General features: G+C 66.5%; 20 protein-coding genes. 11 read left to right on the forward strand and 9 right to left on the reverse strand.

Translation table 11 applies throughout. The features are described 5' to 3' along the window. Positions 1-358 precede the first annotated feature (358 nt). Together AAFN88_RS08075 and AAFN88_RS08080 are read left to right on the forward strand one after the other, a co-directional pair. Entirely contained in the window at positions 359-1,963 is a 1,605-nt protein-coding gene (locus AAFN88_RS08075; protein WP_347519687.1) for a tetratricopeptide repeat protein, read from the forward strand. Between the two features lie 362 nt (positions 1,964-2,325). Beyond that, positions 2,326-2,943, forward strand: a complete 618-nt coding sequence (locus AAFN88_RS08080; protein WP_347519688.1) for a GNAT family N-acetyltransferase — start codon at positions 2,326-2,328, stop codon at positions 2,941-2,943. A gap of 211 nt (positions 2,944-3,154) precedes the next feature. Here AAFN88_RS08080 and rpsU read toward each other — a convergent pair whose 3' ends face one another. After that, on the reverse strand, positions 3,155-3,358 hold the full coding sequence (rpsU, locus tag AAFN88_RS08085) for a 30S ribosomal protein S21 (RefSeq protein WP_167223142.1): 204 nt from the start codon (positions 3,356-3,358) through the stop codon (positions 3,155-3,157). Positions 3,359-3,774: 416 nt separating this feature from the next. On the opposite strand from rpsU, the gene def reads away from it, so the two are divergent. Together def and AAFN88_RS08095 are read left to right on the forward strand one after the other, a co-directional pair. Beyond that, complete coding sequence (gene def / locus AAFN88_RS08090; RefSeq protein WP_347519691.1) at positions 3,775-4,371, forward strand: peptide deformylase; 597 nt, start codon at positions 3,775-3,777, stop codon at positions 4,369-4,371. Beyond that, positions 4,364-5,074, forward strand: a complete 711-nt coding sequence (locus AAFN88_RS08095) for a COQ9 family protein (protein WP_347519692.1) — start codon at positions 4,364-4,366, stop codon at positions 5,072-5,074. Before def ends, AAFN88_RS08095 begins: the two co-directional genes overlap by 8 nt. A gap of 126 nt (positions 5,075-5,200) precedes the next feature. Here AAFN88_RS08095 and AAFN88_RS08100 read toward each other — a convergent pair whose 3' ends face one another. Further along, the gene (locus AAFN88_RS08100) at positions 5,201-5,716 is read right to left on the reverse strand and encodes a PAS domain-containing protein (RefSeq protein WP_347519694.1); all 516 of its coding nucleotides are present in this window, start codon (positions 5,714-5,716) and stop codon (positions 5,201-5,203) included. A 537-nt stretch (positions 5,717-6,253) separates the two neighbouring features. On the opposite strand from AAFN88_RS08100, the gene AAFN88_RS08105 reads away from it, so the two are divergent. Next, the gene (locus AAFN88_RS08105; RefSeq protein WP_347519696.1) at positions 6,254-7,621 is read left to right on the forward strand and encodes a sensor histidine kinase; all 1,368 of its coding nucleotides are present in this window, start codon (positions 6,254-6,256) and stop codon (positions 7,619-7,621) included. 8 nt (positions 7,622-7,629) lie between these two features. Beyond that, complete coding sequence (locus tag AAFN88_RS08110) at positions 7,630-8,046, forward strand: response regulator (RefSeq protein ID WP_347519697.1); 417 nt, start codon at positions 7,630-7,632, stop codon at positions 8,044-8,046. On the opposite strand, the gene AAFN88_RS08115 is transcribed toward AAFN88_RS08110, so the two are convergent. Together AAFN88_RS08115 and purE are read right to left on the reverse strand one after the other, a co-directional pair. Further along, positions 8,024-9,160 carry a 5-(carboxyamino)imidazole ribonucleotide synthase gene (locus AAFN88_RS08115; RefSeq protein WP_347519700.1) on the reverse strand — a complete coding sequence of 379 codons (1,137 nt, stop codon included), beginning with the start codon at positions 9,158-9,160 and terminating at the stop codon, positions 8,024-8,026. The genes AAFN88_RS08110 and AAFN88_RS08115 overlap by 23 nt on opposite strands. 16 nt (positions 9,161-9,176) lie before the next feature. Next, complete coding sequence (gene purE / locus AAFN88_RS08120) at positions 9,177-9,674, reverse strand: 5-(carboxyamino)imidazole ribonucleotide mutase (protein ID WP_347519702.1); 498 nt, start codon at positions 9,672-9,674, stop codon at positions 9,177-9,179. A gap of 283 nt (positions 9,675-9,957) precedes the next feature. Here purE and AAFN88_RS08125 point away from each other — a divergent pair, with 283 nt between their 5' ends. Continuing rightward, positions 9,958-10,689: a GGDEF domain-containing protein gene (locus AAFN88_RS08125; protein ID WP_347519704.1), complete on the forward strand. Its 732-nt coding sequence runs from the start codon at positions 9,958-9,960 to the stop codon at positions 10,687-10,689. Between the two features lie 54 nt (positions 10,690-10,743). Here AAFN88_RS08125 and AAFN88_RS08130 read toward each other — a convergent pair whose 3' ends face one another. Continuing rightward, positions 10,744-10,950 carry a DUF465 domain-containing protein gene (locus AAFN88_RS08130; protein ID WP_347519705.1) on the reverse strand — a complete coding sequence of 69 codons (207 nt, stop codon included), beginning with the start codon at positions 10,948-10,950 and terminating at the stop codon, positions 10,744-10,746. Positions 10,951-11,156: 206 nt separating this feature from the next. Between AAFN88_RS08130 and AAFN88_RS08135 the strand changes: the two genes are divergently transcribed. From AAFN88_RS08135 to AAFN88_RS08145, 3 genes are read left to right on the forward strand one after another with little or no spacing between them, the layout of a single operon-like run. Then, positions 11,157-12,272: an ATP-dependent 6-phosphofructokinase gene (locus AAFN88_RS08135; RefSeq protein ID WP_347519707.1), complete on the forward strand. Its 1,116-nt coding sequence runs from the start codon at positions 11,157-11,159 to the stop codon at positions 12,270-12,272. Continuing rightward, complete coding sequence (locus AAFN88_RS08140) at positions 12,269-12,829, forward strand: TIGR02444 family protein (protein ID WP_347519709.1); 561 nt, start codon at positions 12,269-12,271, stop codon at positions 12,827-12,829. The genes AAFN88_RS08135 and AAFN88_RS08140 overlap by 4 nt, the downstream gene beginning before the upstream one ends. A 9-nt stretch (positions 12,830-12,838) precedes the next feature. Then, entirely contained in the window at positions 12,839-13,426 is a 588-nt protein-coding gene (locus AAFN88_RS08145) for a hypothetical protein (protein ID WP_347519710.1), read from the forward strand. Positions 13,427-13,441: 15 nt separating this feature from the next. Here AAFN88_RS08145 and AAFN88_RS08150 read toward each other — a convergent pair whose 3' ends face one another. Continuing rightward, positions 13,442-14,062: a UbiX family flavin prenyltransferase gene (locus AAFN88_RS08150; protein ID WP_347519712.1), complete on the reverse strand. Its 621-nt coding sequence runs from the start codon at positions 14,060-14,062 to the stop codon at positions 13,442-13,444. Between the two features lie 79 nt (positions 14,063-14,141). On the opposite strand from AAFN88_RS08150, the gene AAFN88_RS08155 reads away from it, so the two are divergent. After that, positions 14,142-14,312 (forward strand): YdcH family protein, encoded by a 171-nt coding sequence (locus AAFN88_RS08155; RefSeq protein WP_347519714.1) that lies wholly within the window; start codon positions 14,142-14,144, stop codon positions 14,310-14,312. A 278-nt stretch (positions 14,313-14,590) separates the two neighbouring features. Here AAFN88_RS08155 and AAFN88_RS08160 read toward each other — a convergent pair whose 3' ends face one another. From AAFN88_RS08160 to AAFN88_RS08170, 3 genes are all read right to left on the reverse strand, one after another. Beyond that, positions 14,591-16,258, reverse strand: coding sequence for a hypothetical protein (locus AAFN88_RS08160; protein WP_347519717.1), 1,668 nt, complete (start codon positions 16,256-16,258; stop codon positions 14,591-14,593). Continuing rightward, a complete protein-coding gene (locus AAFN88_RS08165) occupies positions 16,255-17,331 on the reverse strand; it encodes a glycosyltransferase family 2 protein (RefSeq protein WP_347519719.1) in 1,077 nt (358 codons plus the stop codon). The genes AAFN88_RS08160 and AAFN88_RS08165 overlap by 4 nt, the downstream gene beginning before the upstream one ends. A 156-nt stretch (positions 17,332-17,487) precedes the next feature. Then, positions 17,488-19,131: an acyl-CoA synthetase gene (locus AAFN88_RS08170; protein WP_347519721.1), complete on the reverse strand. Its 1,644-nt coding sequence runs from the start codon at positions 19,129-19,131 to the stop codon at positions 17,488-17,490. Positions 19,132-19,386: the final 255 nt, after the last annotated feature.

A 19,386-nucleotide genomic window follows, 5' to 3' on the forward strand; every position in this document is an offset into this window, starting at 1 on the left:
TCGCATCCGCGAGCTTAGCAGGCGGGGGCGCGCGGCCGGAAGCGGCAGGCGAGACCCTGCAACGCAAATGTTTCAGTCTCATGTGACGGCCGGGGGAAATTGGTTTCGATTGTTCTTTCCCCGGGACCTACGGGCCGGTCCGCGCGGGGGATGCAGCGGCGCCGGCCCGGCCCGCGCGCCGTCGCGGTCTGCGGGTCCGATCGCGGCCGGACCTTGCGAATTTTCCCGGATTTCCGCGGAATGTCCTCCCTCATTCGCCCAGGGTGTGATTTTCCTCACAGAGCGCTCATCGCGCCTCGGGCAAGCTCGCGGCCAGAAATCGTGCGAAGGGGCGAAGGCCCGCATTAGGGGGAATACCATGGTTGGCCAGCAAGAGAATGCAGCGCAGGACGGCTTGCGGGAGAGCGGATTCAGGCTGTCGCGTCATATTCCTTGTGATTTTCTTCCCACGGACCCGCCCGCCCGCGGCCGCACGCGCGAAACGATCGAAATCGACCCTCTGGTCCTGGGACCGATCGCCAACGGTGCGGCGGATTTGCCGCAGGGCACCGAGGCGGCGGCCTTGCCGCGGGAATTGTTGTTCGATTCCCTCGGAGTGAAGCTGGGCGTCCAGACCGTCGAGCCCGGTGCGGGCGAGGATCCGCCGGTGGCGGCCACGGCGGCGCCGCGCCGGCACGACGGCGGCGACAGCTTCCGCAGCGGCCTGGCCCGCGCCAAGGCCGGAGATCACCAGGGCGCGGTGGCGGATTTCACCGCCGCGCTGGCCTGTGAGTCCCGCAACGGCGGATACTACCTGGAGCGCGCCTACAGCTACCGCAGCCTGGGCTATACCTATCTCGCCATCGACGATTTCGAGCGTGCCGGCATCCACGGCGCCGGCTGGGCGGCGGCCCACAACGGCATGGGCATGGTGCGCCGGGAGAAGGGCGACCTGACCGGCGCGCTCTGCGATTTCGAAAACGCCATCCATCACGACGCCGGCTTTGCCGCAGCCTATTCCAACCGCGGCCTCTGCCATCTGGACCGCTACGACGACCTGAAGGCGGTGGCGGATTTCACCCGCGCCCTCGACCTGGGTGGCGAGCAGGTGGTGACCCTGTTTCATCGCGCCGCCGCCTACTATCGCCTGAAGCGCTATGCCGAGGCCGAGACCGATCTGACGCGCGCCGCCGGCTTCGCCCCGGAAGAGGCCTCCATCCTCAATCGCCGCGGCATCGCGCGAGAGGCGCAGGGCAAGCTGACCGAGGCGCTGGAGGACTTCGACCGCACCATCGCCGCGGATCCGACCTTCGCGCCGGTCTACGCCAATCGTGCCCGCCTGCTGCAGCGTCTCGAGGACTACAGCGGCGCCATCGAGGATTTCACCCGTGAGCTGGAATTCGATCCGGGCTCCTGGCAGGCACACGCGCGCCGGGGCCAGTGCTACAGCAAACTGGGGCAACTGCGCCTTGCGGTGATCGACTTCAATGCGGCGCTGACCCGCGGCGACGGCCGTGCCTCGCTGTTCCTGGACCGGGCCCGCTGCTACGGCGAGATCAAGAACTACGCCAAGGCGGTTGCCGACTGCGACCGGGCCTTGCAGCTCTCGCCGGCCTGCGCGCGCGGCTATGCCGAGCGGGCTGCCTGGCGCGAGCGGCTGCGCGAGCGCGAAGGCGCCCTTGCGGACCTCAACCGGGCGGTGGAGTTGGAGCCGGGTAACGGCTGCTACTTCCAGAAGCGAGGGCGCTTCCTGCTGCGCCAAGGGCGCTTCGCGGCGGCACTGCCCGACTTCGAGTACGATGTGTCGCTCAATCCCACCGAGCCCTGGGCCTACATGGGACGCGGCGACTGCCGGGCGCGGATGGGCGACGGGCTCGGGGCGGCCGAAGATTATCGCCGCGCCGCGTCGCTGTTCAGCGAGATGGGCGAAACCGATTCCCGGGGTACCGCCCTGCGCCGCATGGAGCAGGCCCTGGTCGCCTGAGACCGCCGGGTGGAGCGGGGGCCCGAAGCCGGGCCTGCTCGGGCGCGTTGGAGCGGCAATTCGGATGTAAAAAAGGGGGGCGGTGCCCCCCTTTTTTATGCCTGGAGAAACAATCAAAACACTTTGCCCTGCCGCGCGAAAACAGGCTGAAACAATCCTCTGCCAAGTTGTCCGTGGCGTGCGGTGCTGGGGCCGGGGCCCGGTCGGCATCAAGCTCCCGCGGCGGTTCATGCGGCGACACCGTCGCGGAAGTTGGAGGCAGCGGCCTCTGGTTCCGGCAACCCGCACTGCACGCACCCCATCCACCTCACCCCATCCACCAGTGTGCCGTTCCACGCCGATATGAAGGCCCGCAGCGCGCCATGACAGAAAAACCGAAGTGCCCTGATCGACCACGGGACGCGGCAGCCGAACTGGTGCTGCGCCGCGCGGCCCCGGAAGACATCCCGGCCATAGACGCCATGCATTTCCTCTCGGTGCAGGGGCTTGGCGCGGCCGACTACAGCCCGGCGGAGTTGGAAGCCTTCATCACCCACGGCACCTACGATCCCGCGATGGTCCACGGTGGGACGTACTACCTGATCGAGGACCGGAGCGTCGAAGTTGAGGGCCGGGTGGTCGCCAGCGGCGGCTGGGCCCGGCACCTGCCGCATTCGGAGGCGCCGGGCGCCGGCATCGACGAGCAGACGTCCGTCCTCTCCCCCACCTCGGCGAAGGTCCGCTCGGTCTTCGTGCATCCCAGGTATGCCCGCCGCGGCCTGGGCTCGCGCCTGGTGCGCCATGTCGAGGAGGAGGCGCAGGCCGCCGGTTTCCGCCTGCTGGAGCTCTGGGCGAGCCTCACCGGCGTGCCGCTCTACCGCAGGCTCGGCTATCAGGAGATCCGCCGGCTGTCGATCCCCGGCGGCAACGGCGTCGAGGTGCCCGCCGTCCACATGGCCAAGCTGATCGCGTGCCACCCCAACGGCGCCACTGCAGCCTAAGCCTGCAAGGCCTCCGGCTGTGCGGCTTACGGCCCGCAAACGACAAAGGCCGCGCACCCTTGCGGTGGCGGCCTGGCGGCACTTTTTTTCGTCCTCTGATCGGAAGCGGCTGCTGGAGCCTGTCTTCCCGGGCACTCCTGCAGGAGCCTGAGCGGGCGCCTTCAAGCAGGCGCCCGTCGGTTCCCCCGCAGAACAGGGGTGCGGAAGGGCTCTAGAAGCCTTCGCGCTCCATGCGCTTGCGCAGCAGCTTGCGATAGCGGCGCACGGCCTCGGCCCGCTCCCGCTTCTTGCGGGCGGAGGGCTTCTCAAAGTTGCGGCGCAGCTTCATTTCCCGGAAGACACCCTCGCGCTGCAGCTTCTTCTTCAGCGCGCGGAGGGCTTGATCGACGTTGTTGTCTCGAACCTGAACTTGCACAGACGCTCTGCGCTCCTTTCTTAAGCCGTGAAAGCCTGTCTCCCGACAGACCTTCGGGCCGGATTGCTCAACAATAAGGGCAAAAAAACCATTTCCGCGGCACGGTTGCCGCAGAGACAGGGGTTCCTATCACAGGGTTTGGGAAAAAGGAAGGGGTTTCTAAGGGTTTTCCGCCCGCGACCGCCTTGCCCGCGGCGGCCGATTCTTCGCGTTCCGTCGCGGTTTTCCGCCATTTTTCTCCAAGCCTCCGCGCTCCATTTCCCTTCCCGGGGAGGCTCTTCGGTCTTGCGTCAGAAAGAAGAGAATAAATTCCTTTCTCGGGCGGGCCGGCGGGATCTCCGCCTGGCTCGGCGGAGCCGGCGGCGGGGCGATCCGGCACCTTTACCCGGCCGCGGGGGAAGGCCATATTGAACCTCATGGCCATTTTGAAAATCGCCCGCATGGGCCACCCGGTGCTGCGCCAGAAGGCGGCGCCCGTGGCCGATCCGACGGCGCCGGAAATCGCGGCGCTGGTGCGCGACATGCTGGAAACCATGGACGACGCCGGCGGTACCGGTCTGGCGGCGCCCCAGGTGCATGTGCCGCTGCGGGTGGTGGTGTTCTTCGTTTCCGGACGCCGTGCGGCGGCGGAGGACGAGGCGGCGCTCGGCCGCGACGACGTGCCGCTGACGGTGCTCATCAACCCGGTCATCGAACCGCTGACCGATGAGTTGTCCCTGGGGCCGGAGGCCTGCCTCTCGGTCCCCGGCCTGATGGGCCAGGTGCCGCGGGTGACGCGGATCCGCTATCGTGGCCTCACCCTGGAAGGCGCCTCGATCGAGCGAGAGGCCGAGGGGTTCCACGCCCGCGTCGTGCAGCACGAGTGCGATCACCTGGACGGCATCCTCTATCCGCAACGCATGACGGATCTCTCGCTGCTGGCCTTCACCAGCGAGATTGGCCGCTCCCCGCAGGCCGCCGTTCCGGAAGAGGCGGGAAGCTTGGAACGGGAAAGGGCAGAGAGCCATGGTTGAATCGCCGCGGCGCGAAACTCCGATCGACGGTGCCGCAGCGGAGAAGCTGGCGCGCCAGCGGCGCAGCCTGCTGGACGCTGCCTTGCGCCACGTTCCCTTCGACGGCTGGACCTGGACGGCGATCGACGCCGGGGCCCGCGACCTGGGTCTGGATGCCGGGGAGGCGCAGCGTCTCTTTCCCGGTGGCCCACTGGAATTGATCCGCGCCTTCAGCGGCGAGGCCGACCGCCACATGCTGGAGACGCTGGAGAGCCTCGACCTGGACGCCATGAAGGTGCGCGAGAAGGTGGCCGCCGGAGTGCGCGCCCGCCTGGAGGCCGTCGCCGCCCATCGCGAGGCCGTGCGCAGCGGGCTCAATTTCTTCGCCCTGCCGCAGAACGCGGCGGCGGGTCTCGCCTGTCTCTGCCGTACGGTGGATGCGATCTGGTATGCCGCCGGCGACAAGGCCACGGACTACAACTTCTACAGCAAGCGGGCTCTTCTGAGCGCGGTCTATTCCTCGACCCTGCTGTATTGGCTGAACGACAAGTCGGAAGATTATGCCGCGACCTGGGCCTTCCTCGACCGCCGCATCTCGGAGGTGCTGCAGGTGGCCGGGCGGCTGGGCAAGGGGGTCGGCGCGGTCCTGAACCTGCCGGAGCGTATCGTCGGAGCCATGACGTCGCCCCGCCGGCCGGGGCCGAGACACGGCGCCCGCCGCTAAGGCCCGGCGCCGCGGCCGCCGCAGTCCACGTTTAGACGACCTACAGCAGACCAGGGTTGGCCGGAATCGCCCAAGGCGATCCAGCGGCCCTGTGACTCTGCTCTATGCCTTTGAAATAGATCCGATCTAGCGGTCGGGGCATTTGGTGGCCGTGTAGACACGGCCCGCCAAGAGCGTGAAGTCCCGCTCCACCTTCTGATAGCACTCCAGCGACAACGCCATGTTGGCGGTTTCCCCGTCATCGGACAGGGGCAGGAAGCAAACGTCGTACTCGGCTGTCAGGCCGGGTGTGAGGCTCCAACTGATTCGGGTGATGATCGGCGATTTCGTTTCGCAAGCCGTCTGGTAACACTCCTGGAACGGCCCCTCGTAATCCTCCAGCGCGATCTCGTCGAGATATCGGCCGGTGAATTCGAAACCCGTCATTTCGACGATCCGGGTGCCGACCAGGCGGTACCTGACGCGGAAGGGATTCCGTTCGATGTCGGCGATCAGCAGTTTGGGCATCAGCCGCGGGATGTCCACGGGATCGATATCGGCCCGGCGCGGAATCCCGCCTTCCGGACACTTGCTTCGCCAGTATCTGAAAAGCGCGCGGATATCGGCGCTTTCTATCTCGTCCTCGTCGGTAATGCGTTTCATGAAATCGGCATCATCTCGTCACGGAGCGGCATATTCCACTCTCGGCTTCCCATTCCTGGATGATAGATAACTCTCCCCGGACTGTCGTTACCCGGTCGCGCCTTTCCGGGCAGTTGATTGAGGGCCCGCTGGTCGGACGACAAGATCCCGGGAGACGCCGGGGGCTAGTGGTTGCGCGGCGTTGCGGAAATTTTCCCATTCGTGGAATTGCCGGCTGTCCGATCCGTTTTTGGACAAGACTTCGAGACCCATTCTGATTAAGGATGCCTTAAGCGCCGGCCCCATAGTGTCGAAAGGTGCCGCGCCGCTGGTGATCGCTTCGCCATATTACTGTATTCGGGTGAATTGATTATAGACCACATCCTGGCGTCAGAATTAAGCGTGTGGCCGTCGAGATGGCGCGCCAGAGACCGACTCCTGAAGCGCCTTGCGGTCGGTTTGGCCGTGATCGTGGTTTTACTTGCCGTTTGTGTGCTTTTGGTTGGCTGGGGCCTCGACGTCGCGTCCGTGCGCCGCATCCTGCCGGGGCTCCCGGGTATGGCCGTCAGCACCGCTTTCGGGCTGATGGCCTGCGGCCTCTGCGTCATTCAGACGACGGCGTGGTCACGGACCTCCCAGCGTCCCGGCTGCCGCGTTTTGGCCCTGACGGCCCTTGGAGTCGCACTGGCCAACCTGGTCCTGCTCGCGGCGCAGCCCGATCGCGGCATCGATCAGTTGGTCTTCGAATTCAGCGATGATCGTGCGGCGATCCATATGTCGCCGGCCACCTCCGTTTGCCTGGCTCTCAGCGCCGGCGCCTTGTTGATCCGCCGCCGCCGCGGTGTCTACCTCAACGGCGATCTCTTCGGCCTGCTCGTGGGGATAGGCCTTTTCGTCACCTTGCTGGCGCTGACGGGGTACGCCTTCGACAGCCAAGCCCTCTTCGAGGTCCTGGCTTTTTCGTCGATGGCGCTGCACACCGCCGCTGCCTTCTTTCTGTTGTTTCTGGCTTTGCTATTGTCGCGCCCGACCTGGGGGTGGATGCGCATTCTCGTCGGTCCCGGCCCCGGCAGCGCGATGCTGCGGCGGACCCTGCCCTTCGCGGCCATCGGCCCCTTCGTGTTTTGCGGGCTTGCGCTCATCGCCGTCGAGGGCGGATTCATCAACGCCAACTTCCGGCTCAGCGTCATGGCCATCACGGCTGCCGGCAGCATCGTCGCCCTGCTGCTGTGGGCGGCATTGCGCGAGAACGCGGATGCCAGGGTCCTGCTGAAGTCCAACGAGGAACTGCGCCGCGCGCTTAGCGACCGCGATATCCTGCTGAAAGAAGTCTATCACCGCGTGAAGAACAATCTTCAGTTCATCGACGCCATGCTGGCGCTGGAGGCGGCAGGCGGCGGCACGGGTTCCGTGGAGGAGCGGCTTGCCGGAATTCGCGCCCGTGTCCATGCGCTCAGCCTCGTCCACCAGCACCTCATCGGCTCGCGGGACCTGGCGACGGTAGACCTGCGCAGTTTTCTGGAGGATCTGTGCCGCCATCAGGCACGGGGCGCCGGGCTGGACTCGCGGGGCCTGCGTATCGAAACGGATATCGCTTCCGTGCCGCTGCATCTGGAATGCGCGGTTCCCATCGGCCTGATGGTCGTCGAGTTGGTGTCCAACGCGGCCAAGCACGCCTTTCCGGACGGACGGGCCGGCGTGATCTCCGTCGCCGCGCACCCCCAGGAGAAGGATGTCCTTCGCCTTTCGGTCGGCGACAACGGCGTCGGCCGTCCCGAGGCGAGTCGGGTGCGGGGTGCGGGCGGACGCGAAAGCGTCGGCGACATGATCGTGCGCTCACTGGTCGCCCAACTGGATGCGGAACTCGAAACCACCGGCGCCGACGGCCATGAAGTGGTCATGACGATTCCCCTGGCAAGGACTTGAGAGACACCATGGAAGCTGCGCCCAAGATCCTTATCGTCGAGGACGAACGGATGATCGCCGAGTATTTCAAGATCCTCGTCGAGGCCATGGGCTATGGCGTTTGCGGGATCGCCAAGTCGGCGGACGAGGCCGTCCGTTTGGCGCGGGAGGAGGACCCGGCGTTGATCTTCATGGACGTGCGCCTGGCGGGCGTGCGGGATGGGGTCGACGCCGCCAACGAAATCTACCGGCACAAGGCGGTGCCGACGGTTTACGTGACCGGCTCCAACGAGCAGGAAACCATCGACCGCATCAAGGCCGATCATCCCTCGGATATCTTGATCAAGCCGGTGCTGGCCGAGCAGATCGAGGATGCCCTGAGCCGCTTCTGCCCGCGCCACGGCGGGCCGGGCGGGCCTTCCGTTAGCGGCGAATCAGCCGGGTGACGTGCCCCATCTTGCGTCCGGGGCGGGCTGAGGCCTTGCCATAGAGGTGCAGCTTGTTGCCGGGATCGCCGAGGATCTTCTTCCAGTCGTCGGCCTCGTCGCCCAGCAGGTTCTTCATCACCGCGTCGCAGAGGCGTTCGGTCGAGCCCAGGGGCAGCCCGGCGACGGCGCGCACGAACTGCTCGAACTGCGAGGTGACGCAGGCGTCGATGGTCCAGTGACCCGAGTTGTGCGGGCGTGGCGCCATCTCGTTGACCAGCACCTTGTTGTCGTGGGTGACGAACATCTCCACCGCCAGCAGGCCGACCAGATCCATTTCCTGAGCCAGGTGACGGGCGATGGCCTCGGCGCGGTCGGAGACCTCTTCCGCCAGGTTGGCCGGCGCGATGGTCTCGTCCAGGATGTGGTTCTTGTGGCGGTTCTCCACCGGCACATAGGTGCGCGTCGTGCCGTCGGCGCCGCGCGCGACGATAACCGATATCTCCATGCGGAACTCGACGACGGCCTCGACGATGCCGATGGCCCTTTGTGAAGATGAGGGGGCGGCGTGGCCGCGCATGGCGTTCCAGGCCTCTTCCAGGTCGCTGTCCGCGGCGATGCGCACCTGACCCTTGCCGTCGTAACCCAGCTCGGCGCTCTTCAGGATGCAAGGGGTGCCGATCTCCTCGACCGCCTGCCGCAGGCTGTCCAGGTCCTCGGCCGGGCGGTAGTCGGCGGTCGGAACGGAGGCGGCCCGGCAGAATTCCTTCTCGCGCAGCCGGTGCTGGCAGATCGACAGCACCTGGGCGCTGGGCCGCAGCGGCACCAGCTTTTCCAGCACCTTCACCGTGGTCAGCGGAATGTTCTCGAACTCGAAGGTCACCACGTCGACCGCCGCGGCGAAGCCGGCGAGCGCCGCTTCGTCGTCATAGGCCGCCACCGTCGCCGCGTCGCAGACCTGGTTGGCGGGGGCATCGGCCTCGGGGCCGTAGGCGTGGCAGCGGTAGCCCAGGCGCGCGGCGGCCAGCGCCGCCATGCGGCCGAGCTGGCCGTTGCCGAGAATGCCGATGGTGGCCCCCGGAGCGAGAGGCTGGGCCAGGGGGGCGCTCAGATCGTGCGTGGGGTGTTCGGGCAAGGTCTATGTCCCCCGGTCAGCCGTCGTCGGAGGGGCGTTCGGCCACGGCTTCGGTCTGCCGGGCCCGCCATTCGTCAAGCGCCGCGGCGATCTTGGGGTCGCCGAGCGCCAGCACGGCGGCGGCCAGCAGGGCCGCGTTGATCGCCCCGGCTTTGCCGATGGCCAGGGTGCCGACCGGCACGCCGCCCGGCATCTGCACGATGGAAAGCAGCGAATCCTGGCCCTTCAGCGATTTGCTCTCGATGGGCACGCCGAAGACCGGCAGCGGCGTCATGGCGGCGGTCATGCCGGGCAGGTGGGCGGCGCCCCCGGCCCCGGCGATGACCACCTTCAGGCCGCGCTCGCGCGCGCTGCCTGCGTAGTCGTAAAGCCGCTTGGGGGTGCGGTGGGCCGAGACGATGCGCGCCTCGTAGGCGACACCCAGCGTATCCAGAACCTCGGCGGCGTGCTTCATGGTCGGCCAGTCGGACTGGCTGCCCATGATGATGCCGACCTGGGGCGTTGCTTGCGCCATCGTACCTTCCGTTTTCTGCAGCCTTGGGGCGGTTCCCGAAAAAGGGGCGCATTATCCGGACTAGCCTCCCGGCGCGCAAGCAGGCAGCGCCGCGGCGGCAGAGCCCCCCTGGAGGGCGCGGAAAAGGGCGGAATTTCGGGCATCGGGATGTTTTCGTGGCGATCCCGGGTTCCGGCGCCGCAAGGAAGCGTTTACCCTCCCGCACTAAGCTTCGTGCTAGATTCGGGGCGTCGCCGGGGTTTCGCCGGGCGGTGCGGCCGCTCGGCAAGCGACGGATGCCAGGATGAAGGTAAGCAAGACAGGCGGGGCCACCCCAGTGACCGGCGGCAGCGCCGTCAGGGCGGAGACCGCCTATCGCAATGCGGCTCAGCCCCAGCCGGTGCCGCGCGCCGAAGACGTGGCGACCGTCATGGGAATTCCCGAATCGGAGCTGACGCCGAAGGTCCGCAAGGCGCTGCAGCAGCTCATGGCGGAAGTCTATTCCCTGCGTCAGGAGGTGGAGGAGGCGCGCCAGCGGGCCGGCTATCTGGAGCAGCTGGCCGACCAGGATTCCCTGGCCCCGGTGCTGAACCGCCGGGCCTTCGTGCGCGAACTGGGCCGTATGGCCGCCTTCGAAGAACGCTACGGCGCGGCCGGCGCGGTGCTCTATTTCGACGTCAACGACCTGAAGGTCATCAACGACACCCACGGCCACGCCGCCGGGGATGCGGTCCTGAAGCGGGTTTGCGAGGTGCTGCTGCGCGACACCCGCGCGTCCGACGTCGTCGGACGTCTGGGCGGCGACGAGTTCGGCGTCATCCTGGCCCAGTCGGGCCTCGACGCGGCCGCCGATAAGGCGGGGCTGCTGGCCGGAGCCATCGCCGCCGAGGAGGTGGTCTGGGAGGGCGCGCCGCTTCATGTCAGCGTTGCCTACGGTGTCCACGCGCTGAGCGGCGATCAGCAGGCCGACGATGCCCTCAAAGCGGCCGACCGGGCGATGTACGCCAATAAGCGCGGCGGCCGGGAGGAGTCCTGACGGACGCTGCGTCCAGGCGCAGGCGACATTGCCTCAGGCGATGATGTCGGGGCCTCAGGCGATGATGTCAGGCAGAAGCGCGTCTTCCAGCTTCAAAATCTGATCTTTCAGCGCCAGCTTGCGCTTCTTCAGGCGTTGCAGCTGAAGCTGGTCGAAGGGACGGGTTTCGATGAGATGGCTGATCACGTCGTCGAGGTCGCGGTGCTCCGACTTCAGCTCCGCCAGCTTGCGACGCATCTGCTCGAAATCTGGTTGATCCATTGCGCTCAGGAACGGTTTTCAAGAGGCCCCAGTATACTCTTTTGGCGCCACGGGTGGGAGTCTTGCGGGGGGCGGCGGCCCGGGGGCGGGCCGATTTCCATTCCGCCGCCCGGCACTACGGTTCAATCTGCCTTAAAAGGACTCTAAAGTCTCCCGGACAGCGCTAATTTCGCGCCAAGGTGGGCGCGCAGAGACGAAGAGGGGTTATGGCCCAAGTCAAATCCACAGGGCAGAAACGGATCGGGGTGCTCACCAGCGGCGGCGACTGCGCCGGCCTCAACGCGGTCTTGCGGGCGGTGGTCCTGCGGGCCGCCGGGCACTACGGCTGGCAGGTGGTCGGTATCCGCAACGGCACCGCCGGCCTGCTGGCGCGGCCGGTGGAGGCGGAGATGCTGGGGTTGAGCCCCGATCTGCTGGACGGCACGCTGCAGCGCCGCGGCGGCACCATCCTGGGCACCACCAACAAGGGCAATCCTTTCGACTACGAGATGCCGGACGGCAGCCGGGTCAATCGCGTGGCGGAGGTGATCGAGGGCTACCGCCAGTTGGACCTGGATGCCCTGATCGGCATCGGCGGCGATGGCAGTCAGGCGATCCTGCGGCGCCTGGCCCAGGAAGCCGGCATCGGCCTGGTCACCGTGCCCAAGACCATCGACAACGACCTGGGGCATACCGAGATGTCCATCGGCTATTCCACCGCGGTGAAGGTGGCGACCGATGCCCTGGACCAGTTGCAGCCGACGGCGGCCAGCCACTCGCGGGTGATGGTGCTGGAGGTCATGGGCCGCGACGCCGGCCACATCGCCATCGCCGCCGGTATCGCCGGGGGCGCCGACATCATCCTGATCCCGGAAATTCCCTATACGATGGCCGGGATCGCCGCCAAGATCGAGTCGATCCGCAAGCGCGGGCGCAACTTCGCGCTGGCAGTGGTGGCCGAGGCGGTGAGGACCGAGGAAGGCGAGCCGGTGAAGCAGAAGCAGGCGGCGGGCGCGGTGAACTACGGCGGCATCGGCCACTACCTCGCCGCGCGCATCGCCGAGGAGACCGGCGCGGAGACCAGGGTGACGGTGCTGGGCCACCTGCAGCGCGGGGGCATGCCCACCGACCGCGACCGGCTGATGGCCTCGATCTTTGGAGTGCGCGCGGTGGATCTCATCGCCGAAGGCAAGTTCGACCGCATGGTGGCCTGGAGCGGCCGCCAGGTGGTCGATATCCCCATCGCCGAAGCCATCGCCGGCTACAAGGCCGTCGACCTGGACGGGCCGCTGGTGCACACCGCACATGGTCTGGGCACCTATCTTGGGGAGTTTTCGCCATGACGCAGACGGAACCTGCCTCCGCGCCGGACAAGACGCCGTTCTGGCACTTCTCCGGCAGCGTCTACGGTCGGCCCGGTGTGGCCGAGGCCTGCCTCGACCTGCAGGACCGCCACGGCCTGGACGTGAACCTGCTGCTGTTCTGCGCCTGGGCGGGCGCGCGCGGGCGGCGGCTCGACAACGCCGAGCTGGGCTTGCTGCGCTCGGCCTCGCGGCCCTGGCACGACGAGGTGGTGGCCCCGCTGCGCGCGGCGCGGCGCTGGCTGAAGCAGCAGGTCGCCGTGCCCGAGGATCTGGGCGAAGCCTTCCGCGAGGAGGTCAAGAGCCTGGAACTGCAGGCCGAGATGCTGGAGCAGTTGGTGCTGTACCAGGAACTGGAGGTGCCGGAAGGCGCGGGCGATGCCGAAGCCGTCGCCGCCAACCTGCGGCTCTATCTCACGCGTTTCAAGCCGCTGCCGACCGACGACGACCTGGCCGACCTGGCGGCCGTCCTGCACGGCGCCTGCCCGGAGGTGGCCCCGGTGCACGCCATCCGCTTGCTGGAGGAGCAAAGCGATTGAGATGAAAGGATGACTAGGGCTGCCAGTTATCTGTTGCTGGTGGCGGCCGTGCTGGCCGTGACCCTTGCCGCCGTCCATTTCTATCTGCAGGCCAATCCCGGCAACTACAACGTGGTCTTTTTCGTCGCGCTGCTGTTTTTCATTCCCGGGAGGATATCGAGCACTTTCCTGAAAGATCTCTATCTCAGCCGGCGGCAACTGAACTCTGAGCGCTATGCCGAGGCGATTGAGGCCGGTGAGCGGTTTCTGGCGACGGTCAAGTCGCAGCCCTGGCGCCGCAAGCTGATCTATCTCACTTGGTCGCTTTACACCTGGAATGTAGAAGCCATGGCACGCAACAACATCGGCGCGGCTTCGATGATGATGGGGAATTTCGAGAGGGCGCGGCAGGAGTTGCAGGCGGCCCTGGCGCTCGATGACGGCTATGCGCTGGCCTATGCAAATCTTGCGGCCATAGAAGCGGCTGTCGGGCAGCACCAGGAGAGCGAGCGCCTTGCGCAATTGGCGCGACGACATGGTTATTCGGGACGGCGAACGGAGAAATTGGTCGACAAGGTCGGCGCGTTCTATGCGGCCCTGCAGGGCGGTACCCGCTGAGGGCTTGAGACGTATTCAGCCCCTGAGCGGGCGCACTTTGCCTGACTCCTCGCCCCAGCGCTTCACCTTGCCGGCCTCGAGCCCGAAGAGGTCGAGCACGCGGCCGACCGTGTGGTCGACCATCTCGTCGATCGACTCCGGCTTGGCATAGAAGCCGGGCACCGGCGGGGCGATGATCGCGCCCATTTCCGAGAGCGCCAGGAGGGAGCGCAAGTGGCCGCTGTGCAGCGGCGTCTCGCGCAGCATCAGCACCAGGCGGCGGCGCTCCTTCAGCACCACGTCGGCGGCGCGGGTCAGCAGGTTGGAGGTGACGCCGGTGGCGATCTCCGACATGGAGCGAATCGAGCAGGGGGCGATGACCATGCCGAGGGTCTGGAAGGAGCCGCTGGAGATGGCCGCGCCCACGTCGCCCACCGGGTAGACCACGTCGGCCAGGGCCTTGACCTGGGCGACCTTGAGGTCGGTTTCATAGGCCAGGGTGGTTTCCGCCGCCTTGGAGAGCACCAGGTGGCTCTCCACCGGCAAATCGCGCAGAATCTCAAGCATCCGCACGCCGTAGCGCACGCCGCTCGCGCCCGTGATCCCAACGATCAAACGTTGATTTTGTGTCACGATTTTAACCCGTCCCGGGCCCATTTTCGGGCGTCACTCAATTGCAAAGAAATCGCTTGTAGGCTAGCATAGCAATGTACCAAAGGCTCATTGGAGGTTCCGAATGCCAGCAGATGAGCGTATCGCGTCATTGCGGTCCAAGCACGCGGCCATCGAAAACGCAATTGACGAGGAAGAGCACCGGCCGCATCCCGATGATCTCCGCATCATTGAACTTAAACGCGAAAAGCTCCGCATCAAGGACGAAATAGCGGGGCATCTCGACCACGCCTAGCAGAACTCCCGAGCAAAGCCGCCAGGCCGGAGGCCCAAACCGGAAACTGGGCCCGGGCGCTGATATCGATCGGCAGCCAGGCAGGCGCTTGCCGGAAGGGATTTCCCTTCAGCAGTGACGCGACGGGTGGCCGCCGGCTAGACGGACCGGAAATACGTTATCGACATCCTCATCCGCGTTCCTCGTACTCCCTTCGTGGAGGTTCCGGGGAACGCGGTTTCGTTTTGCGGTGTCCGGCCGGCTCGAAGGCGAGGCCGGGCGTGCGCCGTTTCGCTTTTTCAGGACGATGACCGCGGTGGATTCGACCGGCAATGGCCTGCTTTCGTCCCCTCGGCGGCGCGGTCGAAACGCGATACGGTGATCAGGCCGTGATGCGTGCTCTTGGCGCAGGGAAAGCGCGCGGCCAGGGAATGCCTCACCAGTCTCTGAGGATCGAAAAGCACTTCGAAACGGGTGATGAGCCAGACCGTCGGGGCGTCCCCCGTCGCTTCGGCAAGGCGGTGCAAGGCGGCGGCGTCCATCGCCGGGACACCTTGGCCGCCTGCCGGATAGCTGTGAACCTCACCGCGAACCGGGTAGGGAGCGGGCAGAGGCTGCATCGTCAAACCCAGGTTCAGCAAGTCGTCGTAGTAGGCCAGGGGAAGGCCGGCGCTGTTGGGCAGTAGGATCACCGGTGCGTCTGGCGCGTTGCTCTGTGCAATCTGTTGCGCGATAGCGCGCCAGGGGCGTTCCTCCTCGCGATGTTCCTGCGTGGCCTGGTTGGCGACAAAGCCGCCCAGGTTCACGACGGCGATGGCGATGAAGAGGCCTGCCACCAGCGCCGCCCGGTCCGGGCGGACCGCAAAGGGCGCAGCCGCGCAGAGCAGCATCCAGGGAACCTGAACCGGCAGCAGCGTGCGCTCCATCATCACCGGCTGGACGCTGTACGTCAGCGCCAGCATCACCAGCGTCGGACCGAAGGCGGTGCCGAGCAGCAGCCAGGCGACCCAGCGCCGGTCCGGTGACTCCGCCGTCAGGCGCCAAATGCCCCTGACACCCAGGACTCCCAGGGGAACGGCGACCACGAGCTGTACGAGGTGCTTCTCGGCGGACCCCCAGAAGGCGATCTGCAACTGCCCATAGATCAGTTCCGTCATCAGGTAAAGCTGTGCGGGCGTCGGAATCTCCAGCCAGAACTGCGCCGAAACCGAGCGCACCTGCAGCAGCAGGTTCGGAATATTGGGCGCGTAGAGCGTGACGGCCAGCAGCGCCGCGGCCAGCAGGTTCACGAAGAGCGCGGCGCCGCGCCTCCCCCGGCAAATCCACCACGCTGCGAGGATCGCCGCGAGCACCGCGGCGAAGACGATGCCGAGATTGTGCATCCACAGCAGCATCGCCATGCCGACGCCGAGGGCGAGGAAGGCGGCCAGTGCCGCACGGTCTCGGCGATGGAGCTGCGTGAGACGCCGGCTGGCGCGTTCGGGATGGGTGACGATCCAGATCGCGCTGCAGAGGACGATTGCCATGGCCAGCACCAGCAGGGCGTAGGGCCGCGCTTCCTGGGCGTAGATGAGCTGCAGCGGCGCCGCCGCGAACAGCAGGGCGGCGGCAAGCGCCAACGGCAGCTTGTAGGGGCGCGGAGCGGCCAGGTGGCCGGCAAGGGCGACCAGCACGATCGTCGCGGTGTTCGCCAGGACGGAGAGCAGGCGAAGCGAGGTTTCGGTCGAGCCGAAGGCGCGCCAGAGCTTCAGCAGAGAATAGTACAGCGGAGGATGGGTCTCGAACTGCGGGACCGACTGCCAGAGGTAGGTCCAGTCCTGGTCCGAGAACCACACGCTGTAGGCTTCGTCCAGCCACAGCGCCCGGTCCCCGAGGAACATCAGCCGCGCGCCGAGGCCGGCCAGGAGCAGCACCGCGAAAGCCGGCCGCCAGTCACGAACGGGCAGTGCGTGCGTGGCGGCCGTCATCCGGCCGTGCCGGGCGCGGCCCGCTGTTTGCCGCCGGAACTCTTCTGCGTGTCGGTGTCGTCGAATCCGTAAGTGTCCCGCACCACGTAGAGCGGGCGCTGGCGCACTTCGATCGCGATCCGGCCGATATACTCTCCCAGGATGCCGATTGAGATCAGGTTCAGCGCGCCCAGGGTCAAAATCAGCGTCATGAGCGAGGCATAGCCCGGCACGTCGATACCCAGAATGAGGGTGCGCGCGACGAGGAAGATGGCATAGCCGATGGCACCGAGCGCCACGGCGAGGCCGACGTAGGTCCAGATCCGCAGCGGTGCGGTGGTCGACGCCGTTAAGCCGTCCAGTGCGAAATTCCAAAGCCTCCAGAATTTCCACTTGGTGGTCCCAGCGGCGCGCGGGGGGCGCTCGTAGGTGATCGTCGTCTGCTCGAAACCGACCCAGGAGAACACGCCCTTCATGAAACGATTGCGTTCGCTGAAATCGTTCAGCACGTCGACCACCTTGCGGTCAAGCAGGCGAAAGTCGCCGACATTGCCGGGGATGCTGTCGGTGGCGAGAACGTTGTAGACCCTGTAGAAGGCTTTCGCGCTCCAGCGCTTGAGCCAGCCGTCGGACCTGCGGTCGCAGCGCCGGGCGTTGACGACTTCTGCGCCGTTGATCCAGGCGGCCACCATGCTGGAGATGACCTCCGGCGGGTCCTGCAGGTCCACGTCGATGGGGATCACCGCGTCGCCGGCGGCGAAGTGCAGACCCGCGGCCAAGGCGGCGTCCTTGCCGAAGTTGCGCGATAGCCGCACCAAGCGAACCCGCGGAGCCCCCGCGGTATGGGCGAGGATGCGCGCGACGGTGCCGTCGTTGCTGCCGTCGTCGATGAACACAATTTCGTGGTTGCCGTGCGGCGCGAGGCGGAGCAGCGCCTCTTCGAGAGCCGGCCCCAGCTCCGCCATGAAGAGGTCGATGGCATCCTCTTCGTTGAACACCGGCACCAGCAGGGAAAGAGTCTTGTCGGGCCGCTGGAGGCGGTGCCCCGTCTTCCCGATTGAGGGCGGCCTCCAGCGCTCTTGGGAAAGGGGCATCGCCGGACCTCCAGATTCCTTGCGCTAGAGCTTTGGAGCCTCAAGGAACTTTCCAAAGATCGGGTTAAGATATGCCGATGCAAACAACCTGTGGCGGCAAGGCCGAATCCAATGTCCCGGAGGTGTCGGCCGGGCGCCGGCCCCGCCGGATTTTGCCTAGAGCCCCTTTGCTTTCTCGCGCAGGACGAACTTCTGGATCTTGCCGGTGGAGGTCTTGGGCAGGGGGCCGAAGACCACCTTCTTGGGCGCCTTGAAGTGGGCCAGGCGGTCGCGGCAGAAGGTGATGATCTCCACCTCTTCGGCGCTCGCGCCCGGCTTCAGTTCGATGAAGGCGCAAGGGGTCTCGCCCCACTTCTCGTCGGGCTTGGCGACCACCGCCGCGCCGGCGACGGCGGGGTGGCGGTAGAGCGCGTCCTGGATCTCGATGGAGGAGATGTTCTCGCCGCCGGAAATGATGATGTCCTTGGAGCGGTCTTTCAGCTCGATGTAGCCGTCGGGATGCCAGACGGCGAGATCGCCGGTGTGGAACCAGCCGCCGTTGAAGGCCTTCTCCGTGGCCGAGGGGTTCTTCAGATAGCCCTTCATCACCACGTTGCCGCGCATGAAGACCTCGCCCAGGGTCTGCCCGTCGCGCGGCACGGGTTCCAACGTTTCGGCATCTGCGACCATGAGGCCTTCCAGCGCCGGGTAGTTCACGCCCTGGCGCGCCTTCATGGCCGCCTGCTTCTCGATGTCGAAGGCATCCCACTCGCCGCGCCAGGCGCAGACCACGGCAGGGCCGTAGACTTCGGTCAGGCCGTAGACGTGGGTCACCTCGATGCCGGCGTCCTGCATGGCGGCCAGCACCGCGGCCGGCGGCGGCGCGGCGGCGGTCATGAACTTTACCTGCTGGCCGAAGTCGCGGCGCTCTTCCTCAGGGGCGTTCAGGAGCATCTGCATGACGATGGGTGCGCCGCACAGGTGGGTCACGCCGTGGTCGGCCAGGGCATCGTAGATGGCGGAAGCGCGTACCTGGCGCAGGCAGACGTGGGTGCCGGCCAGCGCGGTGACCGTCCAGGGAAAGCACCAGCCGTTGCAGTGGAACATCGGCAGGGTCCAGAGGTAGACCGGATGCGGGCCCATGCCCCAGACCTGGATGTTGCCGATGGCGTTCAGGTAGGCGCCGCGGTGGTGATAGACCACGCCCTTGGGGTCGCCGGTGGTGCCGGAGGTGTAGAGCAGGGAGAGCGACTCCCACTCGTCGTCGGGCAGGATCCAAGGGAAGTCGGGATCGCCCGTGGCGAGGAAGCTTTCGTAGTCGGTCTCGCCCAGCAGCTCGCCGCCCTCTCCCAGAGGGTCGTCGATGTCGATGACCAGGATCTCGCGCCCAGGGGCTTTGGCGATCTCGGCCAGGGCCTCCTTGATGACGGGCGAGAACTCGCGGTCGGTGATCAGCACCTTGGCTTCGCCGTGGTTCAGCATGAAGGCGATGGCCGCGGCGTCAAGGCGCACGTTGAGGGCGTTCAGCACCGCGCCGGCCGCCGGCACCCCGAAGTGCGCCTCCAGGCAGGGCGGCGTGTTGGGGGCCATCATGGCCACGGTGTCGCCGCGGCCGATGCCGCGTTTCGTGAGCGCCGAGGCGAGGCGCCGGCTGCGCTGATAGACCTCGGCCCAGGTATAGGCGCGATCGCCGTGGATGACCGCGCAGCGCTCCGGATAGACCGCGGCCGCGCGCGGCAGGAAGCTCAGGGGGCTGAGCGCCAGGTGATTGGACGGTCCCCGGCCCAGGTCGCTTTCGAAGGGATTCACGCTGTCGCCCATAGGTGCCGCCTGCTCCCTTGCAGGTGTTTTTCTCGCTGCTGCCCTGGAGGAGCAGAGGTAGCGCCTCGCCCTGAGGCGCGCAACTTACTTTGGCGCTTCCGTCTCACGCCCTTTGAGGTCCCAGGGGTTGTGTTTGGTCTATAAACGGAACCTTTAGACGCTAAGATCCCGTTTTTATGACATTTTCTGTTAATTCGTTACTGCTAAAAAGCAAACCTGCTTATTCAACGTATCCGTGAGCGGTGGGGACCGTCA

Origin of the sequence: Pelagibius sp. CAU 1746, from assembly GCF_039839785.1 — a bacterium.
Taxonomy (GTDB): domain Bacteria; phylum Pseudomonadota; class Alphaproteobacteria; order Kiloniellales; family Kiloniellaceae; genus Pelagibius.